The sequence below is a fragment of the Flavobacterium movens genome (assembly GCF_039581425.1).
Taxonomy (GTDB): Bacteria; Bacteroidota; Bacteroidia; order Flavobacteriales; family Flavobacteriaceae; genus Flavobacterium; species Flavobacterium luteolum.
This window is the reverse complement of the sequence record NZ_JBCPXY010000004.1, coordinates 318,337-334,572: the sequence shown is the minus strand read 5'-3', so window position 1 is coordinate 334,572 and position 16,236 is coordinate 318,337. Positions and strand designations below refer to the sequence as shown.

Below are 16,236 nucleotides of genomic sequence, written 5' to 3'. Positions count from 1 at the left end.
AAAAAATAAATTTTTATTCTGGCCAGTTTATTTTTTGAAACAAGTCCCAAACCACAATTCCGGCACTTACAGAAATATTTAGAGAGTGTTTTGTTCCAAGCTGTGGAATTTCAATACATCCGTCACAGATTGCAACAGCTTCTTGCGATACACCAAATACTTCATTACCAAAAACCAAAGCATATTTCTGCTTCTTTTCAATTTTAAAATCTTGAAGAAAAATCGCACTTTCAACTTGCTCAATAGCCATAGTCAAAACATTTTCTTTTTTTAGATTTTCGATAACTTCTAAAATATTTTCATGATGTTCCCAAGCAACAGTTTCAGTTGCGCCGAGAGCTGTTTTATGAATTTCTTTATTTGGAGGAGTTGCAGTAATACCGCAAAGAATTATTTTTTCAATCAAAAACGCATCAGCTGTTCTAAAAACAGAACCAATATTATGCAGACTTCTAATATCGTCTAAAACTAATATTAAAGGTGTTTTTTCAGATTTTTTAAAATCTTCAATTGATTTGCGTTCCAGTTCGCTATTTTCGAGTTTTCTCATTGTTTTTAAATTCTAGTCATAAAAAAAGCTTCCAAAGATAAGGAAGCTTTTTGATTATTTTAAATGTTTCTCAGATTAGCTTTTTACTGGATCTGGTAAAACAGTACCTTTAATAGTAAGGATTTTTGTTGGCTGTCCTTCAGCGTTAGAAGTTACAGTTACAGTTTTTGTAAAAGCACCAACTCTGTCAGTAGCATATTTTACACCAATAACACCTTTAGCTCCTGGAGCGATTGGTTCTTTTGGAGTAGTTGGAACTGTACATCCGCAAGATCCTTGAGTGTTTGTAATGATTAATGGTTTTGTACCATTGTTAACAAAAACGAACTCACGTTTTCCATCTGCATTGTGAGCGATAGTTCCGTAATCGATAGTTTCAGTTTCGAAAAGCATTCCTGCTCCTTCAACTTTTGCAACTTTAGCAGCTTTAGCTTTTTTAGTTGTTTGTGCATTAGTAACTGTGATACCAGCAACAGCTAACATAGCGAATAAAATTATTTTTTTCATCTTTAAGGGTCTTTTTTTAAATGATAAACAAAGCTATATAAAAAACTTAAACCGCAACCTAAAAATGTCTTAAAAATATTTTAATTTTTGAAGCTTTCGATTTGCCACCAAAAAATCATAAATTCGCTGTCTTAATTTTTTCATTTAAAATATAATAATTTGGCAGCTAAAGAGAAAGTGGTGAAAGAAACACCTTTAATGAAACAGTACAACGAAATCAAGGCTAAATATCCTGATGCATGTCTGCTTTTCAGAGTAGGAGATTTTTATGAAACCTTTGGAGAAGACGCCATTAGAGCTTCTAAAATTTTAGGGATAACCTTAACTAAAAGAGGAGCAGGTTCTGATACTGAAACAGCATTGGCTGGGTTTCCGCATCATTCTGTAAATACTTATTTGCCAAAATTGGTAAAAGCTGGACTTCGTGTTGCAATTTGCGATCAGTTGGAAGATCCAAAAATGACAAAGACCATTGTAAAAAGAGGAGTGACAGAACTTGTAACTCCGGGAGTTTCTCTGAATGATGAGGTTTTACAGTCAAAATCGAATAACTTCTTAGCATCTGTTTATTTTGCTAATAAAAATATCGGAATTTCATTTTTAGATGTTTCGACAGGAGAGTTTTTAACAGCTCAAGGGAATGCAGAATATATTGATAAATTATTGCAGAACTTTAATCCAAGTGAGGTTTTGGTTCCAAAAAATAATAAGAATGATTTTAAAACTGCTTTTGGAGAAGATTTTCATAGTTTCTATCTAGAAGATTGGATTTATAAAGAAGATTATGCTTTAGAAACCTTAACAAAGCATTTTCAGACGAATTCCTTAAAAGGATTTGGAGTTGAAGAATTGAAAGAAGGAATTATTGCTTCTGGTGCCATTTTGTATTATCTGTCAGAAACACAGCATAATCGTGTGCAGCATATTACAGCAATTCAGCGTATTGCTGAAGATGCTTACGTTTGGATGGATCGCTTTACGATTAGAAACTTAGAATTATATCACAGTTATAATCCAAACGCAGTTACGCTTTTGGATGTTATTGATAAAACACTTTCTCCAATGGGAGGACGTTTACTGAAACGTTGGCTGGCTTTACCATTGAAAGATGCTAATAAGGTAAAAGGTAGGCATGAAGTTGTAGCTTATTTAAAGTCAAATCCTGAAATCCTTCATAATATTCAATATCAAATCAAACAGATTTCAGATTTAGAACGTTTAATTTCTAAAATTGCTGCGGGAAAAGTTTCTCCTCGTGAAATCGTATATTTAAAGGAATCTTTGGATGCGATTATTCCAATTAAAACTCTTGCGCTAGAAAGTCCGCAGGAAGCTGTGAAGGTTATTGGGGATAGTTTGCATGCTTGCGATTTGCTTCGTGAAAAAATTAAAACTACACTAAATCAAGATGCTCCAGTTGCCATTTCGAAAGGAAATGCTATTGCGAGCGGAATAAATGAAGAACTAGATGAACTTCGTGCAATTTCGACTTCAGGAAAAGAGTTTTTAGAAGGAATTGAAAAAAGAGAATCTGAAAGAACTGGAATTTCATCATTGAAAATTTCTTTTAATAATGTTTTCGGCTATTATATCGAAGTTAGAAACACGCATAAAGATAAAGTTCCAGAAGAATGGATTCGTAAACAGACTTTGGTAAATGCGGAGCGTTATATTACCGAAGAATTAAAAGAATACGAAACTAAGATCTTAGGGGCTGAAGAAAAAATCTATAAAATCGAAAGCGAACTTTTTGAGCAATTGGTAGCTTGGATTTCTACTTATATCAAACCAGTTCAAATGAACGCGTATTTGGTTGCGCAATTGGATTGTTTATGTTCGTTTACGCAGATGGCTGTCGAAAATCAATATGTGCAGCCCGAAATAGATGATACATTCGAATTGGATATCAAAAACGGGAGGCATCCTGTAATTGAAAAACAATTGCCAGTTGGAACGCCGTATATTGCCAATGATGTTTTCTTAGACAGAGAAACACAGCAGATTATTATGATTACCGGACCTAATATGTCGGGTAAGTCGGCGATTTTAAGACAAACGGCTTTGATTGTGCTTTTAGCTCAAATGGGAAGTTTTGTTCCTGCTGATAGTGTTAGAATGGGAATCGTAGATAAGATTTTTACTAGAGTAGGAGCTTCAGATAATATTTCGATGGGAGAATCTACTTTTATGGTAGAAATGAACGAAACAGCTTCTATTTTGAATAACTTATCAGATAGAAGTTTGGTATTGTTAGATGAGATTGGAAGAGGAACAAGTACTTATGACGGAATCTCGATTGCTTGGGCAATTGCCGAATTCTTGCACGAACATCCAGGAAGAGCAAAAACGCTTTTTGCAACACATTATCATGAGCTGAATGAAATGACAGAATCGATGCCGAGGATTCAGAATTTCAATGTGGCCGTAAAAGAGCTTAAGGATACTGTTTTATTTGTTAGAAAGCTGGTAAAAGGTGGAAGCGCGCATAGTTTTGGAATTCACGTGGCAAAAATGGCTGGAATGCCTCAATTGGTTATTTCGAAAGCTCAAAAGCTTTTAAAGAAATTGGAGAAGAATCATTCTAGTGATGCTTTAAACGGAATAAAATCGGCAAATGAAGAAATGCAGATGAGTTTCTTTAATCTAGATGATCCTTTGTTGGAAGAGATAAAAGAAGAAATTTTAAATCTCGATATTAATGCAATTACACCAGTAGAAGCGTTAATGAAACTGAATGAGATTAAAAGAATGCTGGTTAAAAAATAAAATTTAAAAATTTTTCAAATTTAAACTTTAGGTTATCAGAAAGTTATAAAATAAGTGGATTTTTTTTTGAAAAAACGCTTGTGTAATTGAATAAATGTCCTAAATTTGCACTCGCAATACGAAACAAAACAAGTGTTGCAGTTCTTAATAAAATTTGAAATGCGAAAATAGCTCAGTTGGTAGAGCGCGACCTTGCCAAGGTCGAGGTCGCGGGTTCGAGCCCCGTTTTTCGCTCTAAAACCATACAATGCTCGGATGGTGAAATTGGTAGACACGCTGGACTTAAAATCCAGTGAACAGCAATGTTCGTGCGGGTTCAAGTCCCGCTCTGAGTACTAAAGCCTCTTCTTTTGAAGAGGCTTTTTTTATTTGCAGACTTGCAGAAAATAAATTTACGTAGTAAATTTATTAGAATCTTAGAATCTCAGAATCTCAGAAAAAAATCAACAATCTAATATCTAAAATTTATAAATGGGTGCTTTTGTAATTAGCAAGCGATTTAATGATGAATATAAGTTTACGTTTACTTCTCGAAAAGGGAAGGTTATTTTTACGAGTTTGAGTTATGAGTTGAGATTTGAGTGTGAAGAGGATATTGAGAAGTTTAAAGCGAATATAGATCTTGCGAAATTCTTGAAGTTTAAAGGTTCTGGAGGGAAGTATTTTTTTAAATTGATGTTGGGTGAAGTTCATTTTGCTACAAGTCGAAAATACAGTACGGAATTGCTTTTGCAGAAAGGGATAAAAGAAATTGTAACGTATTCTTCTAGGTCAGAAATTTTAGATTTCTCTTCGAGTGAGTCGATTTTTGGAGATGATGAGGTTGAAGAAGAAATGGAAGAGGTGGCTGAATAAATAATAAAAAAAAGCGTTCATGATTTATGAACGCTTTTTTTATTGCTTGTAGATTAATGGAAAAATTAATCACAAAAAAAACCATCTAAAAGATGGTTTTAAAATCGTTAGAACTTAGGTTCTAATTATTTTTTTACTTCTTCTACTTTAGCAGCAGCAGAATCAACTTTAGCAGCAGCAGAATCAACAGTTGCAGCAGCAGAATCAACAACAGCAGCAGCTGAATCAACAGCAACAGCAGTAGAATCTACAGCAGGAGCTTCAGCAGCAGCGTCAGCTTTTTTACAAGATACAACAGTTAATACAGCAACAACAGCTAAACTTAAAAATACTTTTTTCATCTTACTTTATTATAAAAGGTTAATTATTAATTCGTGGCAAAGATATAAATTTTTTAATATGTAAAATATTTTTTCACTTTTTTTTTAAAATATTTTCCTTACTCACGTTTATCTTATTTATCAAAGAATATGCCAAAATTATAAATTTTTCTTAAATTATCTAATTTCTCGTCTAAATTATTTTTTGTTGAATAATCTTTATGAAAATCAGCTATTTAGTTTCTCAGATTTAGGGTTTGTTTTGTTTTTTAAGAATATTTAAGCAAGATCTTTTTACTTATTTTTTCAAATTTAACAACCTTTGACAAATCAAAAGGTTACGAGATGCGTTTTATAATCGTTTCGGTGGCTCCTTTATTATCTTGAATAAACACTTTGCAGATCTTGCTTTTTTCTTCTAGAAAGTTTTTATCATTCAATAATTGATCAAAAACTGCTTTAAGTTCTGCGTTTGTCGATATTGTTAAGCAGCCGCCAATTTCAACTAAAGCGACAGCTTCTGCAAAATTCGAATAGTTTGGCCCAATTACAATTGGAATTCCAAAAGTAGCAGGTTCTAATATATTATGTATTCCTGGGTTTCCAAATCCGCCTCCTACGTATGCGATCGTTCCATAGCTGTAAATCTTAGTCAAAATGCCAATTGTATCTATTATAAGAACATTATAATTAGATAAATCTTTATTTTCTTTTTCTGAGAATAAAATGGTTGGTTTTGTGATTTTCGATAATAGATCTGAAATTTGATCTGGCTTAATATTATGTGGAGCAATAATGAATTTTACATTTTCAGGAGCTTGATTGATGTACTCAGCAATTAATACTTCGTCTTTTGGCCATGAGCTTCCAACGACAATTGTGGGTTGGTTATTTTTGAAATTCTCTACAAAATCTAAGCGATTGTCTCTTTCTAAAATAGCATTTACACGATCAAAACGGGTGTCGCCAGAAACAATTACATTTTTAAAACCAAGTGATTCTATTTTTTGTTTGGAGCTTTCATTCTGAACAAAAAAATAGGTGAATGCATTCAATGCTTTTCGGTAAAAACCGCCATACCATTTAAAAAACATTTGATTGTCTCTGAAAATTCCTGAAATTAAATAAGTCGGAGTTTCGTTTTTTTCTAATTCCTTTAAATAGTTTAGCCAGAATTCGTATTTAATAAAAAATGCAAATTCAGGATGAACTAGTTTTAAAAATCTCTTTGCATTGCTTTTAGTATCAAGCGGTAAATAAATGGTCACATCGGCAACTGTGTTATTTTTACGCACTTCGTATCCAGATGGTGAAAAAAAGGTTACAATAATTTTATGAGAAGGGTATTTTTCTTTGATTTTTTCGATTACCGGAAGACCTTGTTCATACTCGCCCAATGAAGCAGAATGAAACCAGATTGTTTTGTCGCTTGCTTTAATTTTTTCTTCTAAAATTGAAAATACATTTTTTCGCCCTTCAACAAAAAGCTTAATTTTTGGACTAAATAGCGCTATGATTTTTAAGAAAAATCCTGCGATGTAAATGGTTAGATTGTATAAAAAAAGCATGTAATTTTTTTTGCAGCTAAATTACATTTCTTTCGACTATTTTCATTGGTTTGAAGCTATTAATAACTATTTTTGTTCCTCCTTTTAGAGATTTCTGTTAAAAATAGAGTCTTTAATTTTTAAATATTATTCGAAAATGAAAAAAATACAAATGGTTGACTTAAAAAGTCAATACGAGAAAATAAAATCTACTGTAGATGCTTCAATCCAAGAAGTTTTAGATACAAATACTTATATCAACGGACCTTTAGTTCATCAGTTTCAAAAGAATCTTGAAGATTATTTGGGTGCAAAACACGTTATTCCTTGTGCTAACGGTACAGATGCGTTGCAGATTGCCATGATGGGATTAGATCTGAAGCCAGGAGACGAAGTTATTACTGCCGATTTTACTTTTGCAGCAACTGTTGAAGTTATTGCATTGTTGCAATTGACTCCAGTTTTGGTTGATGTTGATTTGCATAATATGAACATCGATATCGAAGCGGTTAAAAAAGCAATTACACCAAAAACAAAAGCAATTGTTCCGGTTCATTTATTTGGGCGTGCAGCTAATATGGATGCAATTATGGAAATTGCTAAAGAACATAATTTGTATGTAATCGAAGATAATGCACAAGCAATTGGTGCAGATTATATTTCTAAATCTGGATCAAAAGTGAAAGTAGGTACAATTGGGCACGTTGCGGCAACTTCATTCTTTCCTTCTAAAAATTTAGGTTGTTATGGAGATGGAGGAGCAATTTTTACCAATGATGATAAACTGGCGCATATTATCCGCGGAATTGTAAACCACGGAATGTATGAGCGTTACCATCACGATGTTGTAGGAGTGAATTCTCGTTTGGATAGTATTCAAGCAGGGGTTTTAAATGCTAAATTACCGTTGTTAGATGAATATAATGCAGCGCGTCGTTTGGCGGCAACAAAATACAATGCAGCTTTTGCTGGAAATGCAAAAATTATCACTCCAGATTTTGATGCAAACGAGAATGATCACGTTTTTCATCAATACGTTTTAAGAATTTTAGACACAGACAGGAATGCTTTAATGCAACATTTATTAGATAAAGGAATTCCATGTGCAATTTATTATCCAATTCCATTGCATTCTCAAAAAGCATATTTAGATCCTCGTTATAAAGAAGAACAATTTCCAGTTACAAATCAATTAGTTAAGGAAGTAATTGCTTTGCCAATGCACACAGAACTTGACGACGAACAAATTAAATTTATTACCGATTCTGTTTTAGAATTTTTGAATAAATAAAGATGAGAAAAGGTAGTCTTTTAATTTTAATGATTCTTCTTCAGTTTTCGGTTTTGGCTCAAAAAACGAATTCTAAAGAAGAGAATGCGGTTAGCAGTCAAGTCGAAATTTTGCGTCAGGCAATGATTGATGCTGATGGAGCGAAATTGAAAGCGCTAACTTCTGACAAATTAAATTATGTCCACTCAAATGGTAATTTTCAAAACCAAGCTGAATTTATAGAAGGAATCGTAAGTGGAAAATCTGATTTTGTTTCGATCGATTTTCAGAATCAAACTATAACTATTCAGAATGATGTTGCCATAGTTCGACATGTTTTATCGGCTCATACCAAAGACGATGGATTAGATCGAGACATTAAAATAGGAATAATGCTCGTGTGGCAGAAACAAAAAGGCAAATGGGTTTTAATTGCTAGACAAGCTTATAAATTAACTACATAAAACAACCACAAAAAAATGAAAGTATTAGTAACAGGAGGATTAGGATTTATCGGTTCTCACACTGTAGTCGAATTACAAAATGAAGGCTTCGAAGTTGTGATCATTGATAATCTTTCTAATTCTTCAGAAGATGTTTTAAAAGGAATTACCGCTATTACAGGAAAAACGCCTTTATTCGAGAAAATTGATTTAAGAGAGAAAAGTGCCGTTCGGGATTTTTTTAAAAAACATAATGATGTTACTGGTGTCATTCATTTTGCTGCTTCAAAAGCTGTTGGTGAAAGTGTTGAACAGCCTTTGTTGTATTACGAAAACAACATTAGCAGTTTAGTTTACCTTTTACAAGAATTACAACAAAAACCTGAAGCAAGTTTTATTTTTAGTTCTTCTTGTACGGTTTACGGTCAAGCCGAAAAAATGCCAATTACAGAAGATGCTCCAGTTCAAGCAGCGATGTCTCCTTATGGAAACACAAAGCAAATTGGTGAAGAAATCATTACAGATACAGCTAAAGTTACCAATATTAGCGCTATTTTATTGCGTTACTTTAATCCAGTAGGAGCACACGAATCTGTTGAAATTGGAGAATTGCCATTAGGAGTTCCTCAAAATTTGGTTCCGTTTATTACACAAACTGGAGTAGGATTGCGTCAGGAATTATCGGTTTTTGGGAATGACTATCCAACACCAGACGGAACTGCTGTTCGTGATTACATTCACGTCGTAGATTTAGCAAAAGCACACGTAATTGCTTTACAGCGTTTGTTAAACAAAAAGAACTTGGCAAAAGTAGAAACCTTTAATTTAGGAACAGGAAAAGGAAGTTCTGTTCTAGAGGTCATTCATAGTTTTGAAAAAGTCAGCGGTAAAAAACTGCCTTACAAGATGATGCCTCGTCGTGAAGGTGATATTACTGAAGCTTATGCAAATACAGATAAGGCAAATAATGTCTTAGGATGGAAAGCTGAACTAAGTTTAGACGAAGCAATGGCAAGTGCTTGGAAATGGGAACAAAAAGTGAGGAATAAGTAGTTTTTTAAATAAAATTATAAATTTTTAAGATCCCAGATTATAGCAATATAGTTTGGGATTTTTTATTAACTGACATTTTATGAAACAGAATTTAGATTATAAATTAATTATAGCCCTTGCTGCTGTTGGAATCGTTTGGGGCACAACATTTTTAGGAATTAAGGTGGCAGTTGAAACGATCCCGCCTTGGTTTGTAACTTCAATTCGTCAGGGATTGGCGGGATTGATTATGATGACGATTTTATTATTCAAAAAAGAATTAGAATGGATTGGTTGGCAGAATTTCAAACAACAGCTTATTGCTTCGGTTTTAATGCTTGTAATTGCAAATGGTTTTACAACAATTGCAGAGCAGAATATCCCAAGCGGACTAGCATCGGTCATAAATGCGCTGACTCCAATTCTTATTTTCTTGGGTAGTATTATGTTTGGATTGCAAAAAATGAGTTTAAAGGGATTTACAGGAGTGATTATTGGGTTTTCTGGTGTAGTTTTTATTTTTAAAGATGGACTTGTATCGTTTTTAGATGTCAATTACAGAACGGGAATGATGTTTATGGGATTTGCAATTTTGGCTTGGGCAGCAGGGACAATTTATACCAAAACGCATGCTAATAAATCGAAAAATATAACCCTTAATTTGTTTTATCAATTTACAATCTCATCTTGTATCCAGTTAGTTTTGGCTTCGATTTTTTCGCCAAATCCTGACTTTAGTTCGTGGAGTTCAAGAAGTATTTTTGCGGCTTTGTATTTGTCAATCTTTGGATCTGTGATTGCTTTCTTCTGTTATAATTATGCTTTAAAACATGTTACAGCGGTTCAAGTTTCTATTTTGTCCTATATCAATACGATAATTGCGGTTTTCTTGGGCTGGTTGCTTTTGGATGAAGTAATTACAATTGATTTTATTATTGCTACAGCTCTTATTATCCTTGGAGTTTTTATTGTGAATTACAAAAAGAAGGAAAAGAAAGCTGTATAAATTTTGATTCAATTTATTTTGTAAATTTGTAAGGTTAAAATGTAGGAATAATGAATTCGGATAAAGAAAATAAAAAGAATAATAAGGTCGAAGAACCAAGAGTAGAATACGAAGTTCAAAAACCAAAATTTAAAGGAATAGATCGTGAAACTTTTGATTTTGATGCAGAATTTGCAAAAGGATTAACGCCAGAGGAAGCAAAAGAGGAAGCAAAAAGGAGAATTAGAGAATGGTGGGGAAAATAGAAGTTATTTTTACTCCATTAGTAATTAGTTATCTTGATAATCTGGTTTTAGTTTTATATAGAAAGGAATATTTTGGTTTTATAGAATCAGCTGAAGAATATGTTGATGGTATTTACGATGCAGTTCCTGAAAAGATTAGAAAATCCCCACATAAAAAAACTCCAAAATCACTTCAATATTTAGGTTTAAATTATATATTTTATAAACCTAACGCCAGAACAACTTGGTATATATTTTTTGAAAAGAGTAATCAAAATTATCTTATTACTGGAATTCTAAATAATTACAGCGAAGAAGCAAAGGAATTATAAAATAAAATCCTCATAAACTTTTCAAAGTATATGAGGATTTATTGTTTTTATACAGTTAACAACTGAAAACTATCACTGTGACTGAATACTAAAAATTAAGCGTTAGCAACAGCAGCTTCTTTATCAATTTTATTAATCAAACCAGTTAATACTTTTCCAGGACCAACTTCAGTAAACAAAGTAGCGCCGTCAGCGATCATTTGCTGTACAGATTGTGTCCATCTTACAGGAGCAGTCAATTGAATGATTAAGTTCTTTTTAATTTCATTTGCATCAGAAACAGCATTTGCAGTTACGTTTTGATACACTGGGCAAATAGGAGTAGAGAAAGTTGTCGCTTCAATTGCAGCTGCCAATTCTTCTCTCGCTGGTTCCATCATCGGAGAGTGGAAAGCACCACCAACAGGTAATATTAAAGCACGTTTTGCTCCAGCCACTTTCATTGCTTCGCAAGCTTTTTCAACAGCAGTAGTTTCGCCAGAAATTACTAGTTGCCCTGGGCAGTTATAATTTGCCGCAACCACAACACCATCGATAGAAGCACAAACTTCTTCAACAACATTATCAGCTAAACCTAAAACAGCAGCCATTGTAGATGGAGTGATTTCGCATGCTTTTTGCATTGCAAGAGCACGTTGAGAAACCAATTTTAAGCCATCTTCAAAAGACAAAGTTCCGTTTGCTACCAAAGCAGAAAATTCTCCTAAAGAGTGTCCTGCAACCATTTCCGGTTTGAAATCTTCTAAAGTTTTAGCTAAAATAACAGAGTGTAAAAATACAGCTGGTTGTGTTACTTTAGTTTCTTTTAGTTCCTCGGCAGTGCCTTCAAACATGATATCTGTAATTCTGAAACCTAATATTTCATTAGCTTTTTCGAATAATTCTTTGGCTAAAGCCGAATTTTCATAAAGGTCTTTACCCATTCCTGTGAATTGTGCACCTTGACCTGGAAATACGTATGCTTTCATTTGTCTAATTTGTTTTTTATTTTTTTTGGAATTGAAAATTAGCTTCAATTGAAAGGCAAAAATAATACTTTTTTATTTCGTATAATCCTTAAACATGTAAATCCATGCTAATCGTGAAAATCGTAGATTGAAAGAAGTGAGCAAAGTAATCACAACAGCAATAATTGGAATGATTCGTAAATCGAAATTTTTCTCAAAGAAAAACTGAGCAATACAATACGTTGCAATTCCTTGAGCTACTGTTAATCCGTAATTTACGTACATAGCTCCAAAAAAATAACCCGGCTCTTTTTGGAATTTATAGTTGCAATGACTGCAGTATTCGTTCATTTTTGGAAGACCAAAAGTCAGAAAAATATTTTTGTCTGTAAAGACTTTTCCTTTATGACAAACAGGACATTCGTTGCTTAAAATATGAGTTAGTGCATTTGACATGACTTTGATGTTTTTTATTTGTACAAAGGTAATTTGGAGTAGAATGAAAGTCTTTTTAGTATCTTCGCTTATTATAGCACAATAAAGACATTTTTTATGAAACGATATCCGATTTATAGTGTTCAGAATTTTAGCTGTAACGATATTCACCGTGATTTTTATGTCAATACTTTTACAGAACATTTAAAAAGTCACAGTTTTGTCGAAGAACCGCATCGTCATGATTCGTATTTAATGGTTTTTTTTACAAAAGGTTCAGGATTGCATGAAGTCGATTTTGACCAATTCGAAATCAAAAGAGGAAGCCTTTTTGTGCTACAGCCTGGGCAAATGCATCATTGGAATTTATCTAAAGACGTTCAGGGTTTTGTAATTATCTTTTCACAGGAATTGTACAATCTGTATTTCGGACAGAAAAAAATTAACGACTACAATTTTTATCATTCTATTCAAAACCGGCCAGAAATGGTTTTTGAAGAAAAAGAAATCCCGAAAATCCAGCCTTATTTCGATTTACTGATTCAGGAAAATAACCAAGACAATAAATATCAATTAGATAAATTATTGAATTTACTAGACTGCATTCACATCGAAGTAGCAAGAAAATATGGAGAAACCTATTCGCACCAAACGCATTCCTACAATATCAAAATTAACAGGTTCGAATCGCTTTTAGAAGAATATTTTAGAACCGAGAAACTGCCTTCGTTTTATGCTGAAAAATTAAATATAACGCTGAAACATTTAAACCGAATCTGCAATGAAATCCTTCAAAAAACCGCTACAGACGTAATCACTGACAGAGTAATTCTGGAAATAAAAAGAATGTTGATTGATAAGCAATTAGCTGTAAACGAAGTTGCCTTTAAAGTAGGTTACGAAGATTATTCCTATTTCTCCCGATTCTTCAAAAAACAAACAGGAATGTCGCCGACTGAATTTAGAAACACGGTGCGATGATTTTTTTTAGCCACGAATTCACGAATTATTTTTTTTCTTTTGCCACAGATTAAAGGATTTTCACAGATTTAATCCAAATAATCATTTTAATCTGTGGCAAATAAAATTCGTGAATTATTTCGTCCGTTCGCTATCGCTCGGGCCGTGGCTAAAAAAAAACAAAACCCTGCGTCATTACGCAGGGTTTCAATAACCAACCAATTAAATCCGAGAATGCTTAATTAGGCTTGTTTTACAAATTGTAATTCAATGTTTAAACGAACTTCTTCGCCTACCAAAACACCACCTGTTTCAAGAGCTGAGTTCCAGTTTAAACCCCAATCTTTACGATTAATTTTTCCTTCTATGCTTAAACCTACTTTTGTATTTCCCCAAGGATCAGTCATGATTCCGCTAAATTCAACTGGGAATTTTACTGTTTTAGAAACGCCTTTAATATCTAAATCTCCAGTTAATTCGAATTCACCATCATTAATTTTTTTGAAAGCAGAAGATTTGAAAGTTAATTTTGGATGATTTTCAGCGTCAAAGAAATCACCGCTTCTTAAATGTCCGTCACGATCCGCATTTGCAGTGTCGATTGAAGCAATATCAGCAGAAAAGCTAAAATCTGCATTATCAAAACTATCTCCTTCTGTGATTGCAGAAGCTTCATAAGTTCCAAATTTTCCTGAAACATTTGTAAACATCATGTGTTTAACTTTAAAACCAATTTCTGAGTGAGTTGGGTCAATTGACCATTTTGTAGTTGCCATAATTTTATTTTTTAAATATTTTAAATAATTAATTTCATTTTGATAGGACAAAGTTACGGTGACAGTTGTCCTGAAGCACTTAATCTAGATTAAGAAATAAAAAAGATGATGTGTTTTTGTCGTAGATTACAGGGAGTAAAAAAAAAACATGTTGCCACGAATTGCTCTAATTACCACGAAATAAATTGAATCAAAATTTGTGAAAATTTGTGCAATTTGTGGCAAAAAAAAAAATCACTTTAATCTGTGTAATCTGTGGCAAAAAACTATGCAAAAGGCTTAGGTTTTATTATTCATATAAAATGTCAACGCTCCGGAAGGACACTTATTAACTGTCGAAATTATTTTCTCAGTTGTAGATTGTTCTGGAGTAATCCAAGGTTTTTCTTTTGGACGAAAAACATCCGGATTGTTTTTGACACAATTTGTCGAATGAATACATTTTCCAGATTGCCATACAATCGTAACTTCTCCGTTTGTATATTCTTTAGTGAGGTTGTTTGGATTCATGGTTTTAAAATTTTAAGAGTTAGTTTAATTTTAAAGTCAGACTAATTTTCTTATTTATAAAGTTAGTCTTTCTTTTTTAAAATTGAACAAAAAAAGAAACGATAATAGTCTGATTTATAGATTTATTATCGTTTCAAGATACAGGTATTAATTGTTTTTGTTTGAATTAATAATTCATCGGAATGTCCATCAATAAAAATTCAGCGTCTGTATTTGCTTTAATATTCAACGTATCAGTTCCTGAAATTCCAACTGCATCACGAGTATTTAATTCCTGACCGTTGATGGTTACATTTCCTTTTAAAACGAAAGCATAAACTCCGTTTCCTTCTTTTTTGATTTTATATTCAGTTGCAGTTCCTGCATCAAAATTTCCCATGTTGAACCAAGCATCTTGGTGAATCCAAACTCCTTCGTCATCGGCATTTGGAGATAAAACTTGTGCTAATTTATTATGTCTGTCAGCAACATTTAAAGTAATCTGTTGGTAACGTGGCGTAACATTTCTTTTGTTCGGAAACAGCCAAATCTGCAACAATTTAGTCTGCTGATCTGCATTCGGATTAAACTCGCTATGCTGAATTCCAGTTCCAGCACTCATTACCTGAATGTCACCATTTTTAATGACTTCCGTATTTCCCATGCTGTCTTTATGAGCCAAATCACCTTCTAGCGGAATCGTAATGATTTCCATATTATCGTGAGGATGCGTTCCAAAACCCATTCCAGCAGCAATTGTATCATCGTTCAAAACGCGAAGTGCTCCAAACTGAATTCTATCCGGGTTGTACCAGCTTGCAAAACTAAAACTATGATAAGCATTTAACCATCCGTGATTTGCATTTCCTCTTGATTCTGCTTTGTGCAATACTATATTTTCCATGATTTTGTCTTTTATTGATTTTGATAGTACAAAGATACAGCCGATGTAAAGGAAAAGCACTTAATGTAGATTAAGAAAAGATTCTGAGGTTCTAAGATGTTAAGTTTCTAAGTTTTTTTCTGAAGCAGACGTTTTCATTTTTAAAAGACGTTTAGTCCCGCTATCCGTTGCAATCTTTTGTGATGAACCCCACCACAAAAGGATTTCCACTTCTATCGGGGCTATGCGAGAAGTTTTATTTTTATAAGAAGGTTCAAAGGCACAAAGTTACAGAGGTTCAAAGGTTCTACCTCAAAGTAACCACACGGTTTGTCATTTCGACGAAGGAGAAATCTTCGCAAGTAACTCTACAAAGATTGGAAATTATATTTTTTTTTAGCTTCAAATTAATCATACGGTTTGTCATCCTGAGGAACGAAGGATCACACGAGAAATTCCGCCTGCATACTCGCAAATCTTTGTCGACTTTCGAGTATGATCCTTCGTTTCTCAGGATGACAAGAATGCGCTGAATTACTTAATCCTAATCAATTTTCCTTTCCCAATCACTTCATCAAGATAATTTGTAGAAGAGCTTTTTTTATCATGCATGAAAAAAGGAATAGTATCTTTTTCGATTTGATCTTTAGCAATACTTATAACTAAATCGGTATTGATGAAATTATCCAATACTATTTTGTTGCCATAAGAAACTTTTCCTTTTGGCAGATATTTGTTATCAAAGGCAAAAATGCTGTCCTTAAAAGTAATTTTATCTTTTTGGATATAAGTATTGTCCTCCTCAATCAAGTAATTGTAACGGCCAATAAGCTTGTCTGTTTTCTGAGTAAAATTAATTAAAAGCAGTGTCGTTATTAAGGCAAAATATTTCAT

At 33.1% G+C, this 16,236-nt stretch carries 19 protein-coding genes and 2 tRNA genes; 11 read left to right on the top strand and 10 right to left on the bottom strand.

Annotated features, from left to right (window positions below; genetic code table 11):
• Positions 1-13: 13 nt before the first annotated feature.
• The gene (locus AAYQ05_RS10025) at positions 14-550 is read right to left on the bottom strand and encodes an RNA methyltransferase (RefSeq protein ID WP_343543057.1); all 537 of its coding nucleotides are present in this window, start codon (positions 548-550) and stop codon (positions 14-16) included.
• A 75-nt stretch (positions 551-625) separates the two neighbouring features.
• Complete coding sequence (locus AAYQ05_RS10020) at positions 626-1,057, bottom strand: DUF1573 domain-containing protein (protein ID WP_129748767.1); 432 nt, start codon at positions 1,055-1,057, stop codon at positions 626-628.
• Positions 1,058-1,216: 159 nt separating this feature from the next.
• Here AAYQ05_RS10020 and mutS point away from each other — a divergent pair, with 159 nt between their 5' ends.
• The 4 genes from mutS (at position 1,217) to AAYQ05_RS10000 (ending at position 4,678) form a co-directional block, all read left to right on the top strand.
• Positions 1,217-3,823, top strand: a complete 2,607-nt coding sequence (gene mutS, locus AAYQ05_RS10015) for a DNA mismatch repair protein MutS (RefSeq protein ID WP_343543055.1) — start codon at positions 1,217-1,219, stop codon at positions 3,821-3,823.
• A 161-nt stretch (positions 3,824-3,984) separates the two neighbouring features.
• A tRNA-Gly gene (locus tag AAYQ05_RS10010) sits at positions 3,985-4,057 on the top strand.
• 15 nt (positions 4,058-4,072) lie between these two features.
• Positions 4,073-4,158 (top strand) — tRNA-Leu (locus tag AAYQ05_RS10005).
• 136 nt (positions 4,159-4,294) lie between these two features.
• The gene (locus tag AAYQ05_RS10000; RefSeq protein ID WP_343543054.1) at positions 4,295-4,678 is read left to right on the top strand and encodes a DUF1508 domain-containing protein; all 384 of its coding nucleotides are present in this window, start codon (positions 4,295-4,297) and stop codon (positions 4,676-4,678) included.
• 125 nt (positions 4,679-4,803) lie between these two features.
• Here the strand turns inward: AAYQ05_RS10000 and AAYQ05_RS09995 are convergent, their stop codons facing one another.
• Together AAYQ05_RS09995 and AAYQ05_RS09990 are read right to left on the bottom strand one after the other, a co-directional pair.
• Complete coding sequence (locus AAYQ05_RS09995) at positions 4,804-5,019, bottom strand: PG1828 family lipoprotein (RefSeq protein WP_008467260.1); 216 nt, start codon at positions 5,017-5,019, stop codon at positions 4,804-4,806.
• A gap of 317 nt (positions 5,020-5,336) precedes the next feature.
• Positions 5,337-6,566, bottom strand: a complete 1,230-nt coding sequence (locus AAYQ05_RS09990) for a 3-deoxy-D-manno-octulosonic acid transferase (protein WP_343543051.1) — start codon at positions 6,564-6,566, stop codon at positions 5,337-5,339.
• Positions 6,567-6,702: 136 nt separating this feature from the next.
• Here AAYQ05_RS09990 and AAYQ05_RS09985 point away from each other — a divergent pair, with 136 nt between their 5' ends.
• The 6 genes from AAYQ05_RS09985 (at position 6,703) to AAYQ05_RS09960 (ending at position 10,852) form a co-directional block, all read left to right on the top strand.
• Entirely contained in the window at positions 6,703-7,836 is a 1,134-nt protein-coding gene (locus AAYQ05_RS09985; protein WP_343543049.1) for a DegT/DnrJ/EryC1/StrS family aminotransferase, read from the top strand.
• A 2-nt stretch (positions 7,837-7,838) separates the two neighbouring features.
• Positions 7,839-8,279, top strand: a complete 441-nt coding sequence (locus AAYQ05_RS09980) for a nuclear transport factor 2 family protein (protein ID WP_343543047.1) — start codon at positions 7,839-7,841, stop codon at positions 8,277-8,279.
• A gap of 15 nt (positions 8,280-8,294) precedes the next feature.
• Positions 8,295-9,311, top strand: coding sequence for a UDP-glucose 4-epimerase GalE (gene galE / locus AAYQ05_RS09975; RefSeq protein ID WP_177210867.1), 1,017 nt, complete (start codon positions 8,295-8,297; stop codon positions 9,309-9,311).
• A gap of 79 nt (positions 9,312-9,390) precedes the next feature.
• On the top strand, positions 9,391-10,296 hold the full coding sequence (locus tag AAYQ05_RS09970) for a DMT family transporter (RefSeq protein WP_343543046.1): 906 nt from the start codon (positions 9,391-9,393) through the stop codon (positions 10,294-10,296).
• Positions 10,297-10,346: 50 nt separating this feature from the next.
• A complete protein-coding gene (locus AAYQ05_RS09965; protein WP_343543044.1) occupies positions 10,347-10,541 on the top strand; it encodes a hypothetical protein in 195 nt (64 codons plus the stop codon).
• Positions 10,526-10,852 carry a hypothetical protein gene (locus AAYQ05_RS09960; RefSeq protein ID WP_343543042.1) on the top strand — a complete coding sequence of 109 codons (327 nt, stop codon included), beginning with the start codon at positions 10,526-10,528 and terminating at the stop codon, positions 10,850-10,852. The genes AAYQ05_RS09965 and AAYQ05_RS09960 overlap by 16 nt, the downstream gene beginning before the upstream one ends.
• A gap of 95 nt (positions 10,853-10,947) precedes the next feature.
• On the opposite strand, the gene fabD is transcribed toward AAYQ05_RS09960, so the two are convergent.
• Together fabD and AAYQ05_RS09950 are read right to left on the bottom strand one after the other, a co-directional pair.
• The gene (gene fabD, locus AAYQ05_RS09955) at positions 10,948-11,820 is read right to left on the bottom strand and encodes an ACP S-malonyltransferase (protein ID WP_343543040.1); all 873 of its coding nucleotides are present in this window, start codon (positions 11,818-11,820) and stop codon (positions 10,948-10,950) included.
• A 72-nt stretch (positions 11,821-11,892) separates the two neighbouring features.
• On the bottom strand, positions 11,893-12,255 hold the full coding sequence (locus tag AAYQ05_RS09950) for a DUF983 domain-containing protein (RefSeq protein WP_281631213.1): 363 nt from the start codon (positions 12,253-12,255) through the stop codon (positions 11,893-11,895).
• A 96-nt stretch (positions 12,256-12,351) separates the two neighbouring features.
• Between AAYQ05_RS09950 and AAYQ05_RS09945 the strand changes: the two genes are divergently transcribed.
• Entirely contained in the window at positions 12,352-13,215 is an 864-nt protein-coding gene (locus AAYQ05_RS09945; RefSeq protein WP_343543039.1) for a helix-turn-helix domain-containing protein, read from the top strand.
• Between the two features lie 221 nt (positions 13,216-13,436).
• Here AAYQ05_RS09945 and AAYQ05_RS09940 read toward each other — a convergent pair whose 3' ends face one another.
• From AAYQ05_RS09940 to AAYQ05_RS09925, 4 genes are all read right to left on the bottom strand, one after another.
• Positions 13,437-13,970 (bottom strand): YceI family protein, encoded by a 534-nt coding sequence (locus tag AAYQ05_RS09940; RefSeq protein WP_343543037.1) that lies wholly within the window; start codon positions 13,968-13,970, stop codon positions 13,437-13,439.
• Positions 13,971-14,249: 279 nt separating this feature from the next.
• Entirely contained in the window at positions 14,250-14,480 is a 231-nt protein-coding gene (locus AAYQ05_RS09935; RefSeq protein ID WP_343543036.1) for a (4Fe-4S)-binding protein, read from the bottom strand.
• 166 nt (positions 14,481-14,646) lie between these two features.
• Positions 14,647-15,363, bottom strand: coding sequence for a pirin family protein (locus AAYQ05_RS09930; protein WP_286969027.1), 717 nt, complete (start codon positions 15,361-15,363; stop codon positions 14,647-14,649).
• Between the two features lie 513 nt (positions 15,364-15,876).
• Positions 15,877-16,236, bottom strand: coding sequence for a hypothetical protein (locus tag AAYQ05_RS09925; protein ID WP_343543035.1), 360 nt, complete (start codon positions 16,234-16,236; stop codon positions 15,877-15,879).

Bases quoted from the DNA above. Each gene is read 5' to 3' on its own strand.
- AAYQ05_RS10025 (WP_343543057.1), bottom strand. From the start codon at position 550: ATGAGAAAACTCGAAAATAGCGAACTGGAACGCAAATCAATTGAAGAT.
- AAYQ05_RS10020 (WP_129748767.1), bottom strand. From the start codon at position 1,057: ATGAAAAAAATAATTTTATTCGCTATGTTAGCTGTTGCTGGTATCACA.
- AAYQ05_RS10000 (WP_343543054.1), top strand. From the start codon at position 4,295: ATGGGTGCTTTTGTAATTAGCAAGCGATTTAATGATGAATATAAGTTT.
- AAYQ05_RS09995 (WP_008467260.1), bottom strand. From the start codon at position 5,019: ATGAAAAAAGTATTTTTAAGTTTAGCTGTTGTTGCTGTATTAACTGTT.
- AAYQ05_RS09990 (WP_343543051.1), bottom strand. From the start codon at position 6,566: ATGCTTTTTTTATACAATCTAACCATTTACATCGCAGGATTTTTCTTA.
- AAYQ05_RS09985 (WP_343543049.1), top strand. From the start codon at position 6,703: ATGAAAAAAATACAAATGGTTGACTTAAAAAGTCAATACGAGAAAATA.
- AAYQ05_RS09980 (WP_343543047.1), top strand. From the start codon at position 7,839: ATGAGAAAAGGTAGTCTTTTAATTTTAATGATTCTTCTTCAGTTTTCG.
- galE (WP_177210867.1), top strand. From the start codon at position 8,295: ATGAAAGTATTAGTAACAGGAGGATTAGGATTTATCGGTTCTCACACT.
- AAYQ05_RS09970 (WP_343543046.1), top strand. From the start codon at position 9,391: ATGAAACAGAATTTAGATTATAAATTAATTATAGCCCTTGCTGCTGTT.
- AAYQ05_RS09965 (WP_343543044.1), top strand. From the start codon at position 10,347: ATGAATTCGGATAAAGAAAATAAAAAGAATAATAAGGTCGAAGAACCA.
- AAYQ05_RS09960 (WP_343543042.1), top strand. From the start codon at position 10,526: ATGGTGGGGAAAATAGAAGTTATTTTTACTCCATTAGTAATTAGTTAT.
- fabD (WP_343543040.1), bottom strand. From the start codon at position 11,820: ATGAAAGCATACGTATTTCCAGGTCAAGGTGCACAATTCACAGGAATG.
- AAYQ05_RS09950 (WP_281631213.1), bottom strand. From the start codon at position 12,255: ATGTCAAATGCACTAACTCATATTTTAAGCAACGAATGTCCTGTTTGT.
- AAYQ05_RS09945 (WP_343543039.1), top strand. From the start codon at position 12,352: ATGAAACGATATCCGATTTATAGTGTTCAGAATTTTAGCTGTAACGAT.
- AAYQ05_RS09940 (WP_343543037.1), bottom strand. From the start codon at position 13,970: ATGGCAACTACAAAATGGTCAATTGACCCAACTCACTCAGAAATTGGT.
- AAYQ05_RS09935 (WP_343543036.1), bottom strand. From the start codon at position 14,480: ATGAATCCAAACAACCTCACTAAAGAATATACAAACGGAGAAGTTACG.
- AAYQ05_RS09930 (WP_286969027.1), bottom strand. From the start codon at position 15,363: ATGGAAAATATAGTATTGCACAAAGCAGAATCAAGAGGAAATGCAAAT.
- AAYQ05_RS09925 (WP_343543035.1), bottom strand. From the start codon at position 16,236: ATGAAATATTTTGCCTTAATAACGACACTGCTTTTAATTAATTTTACT.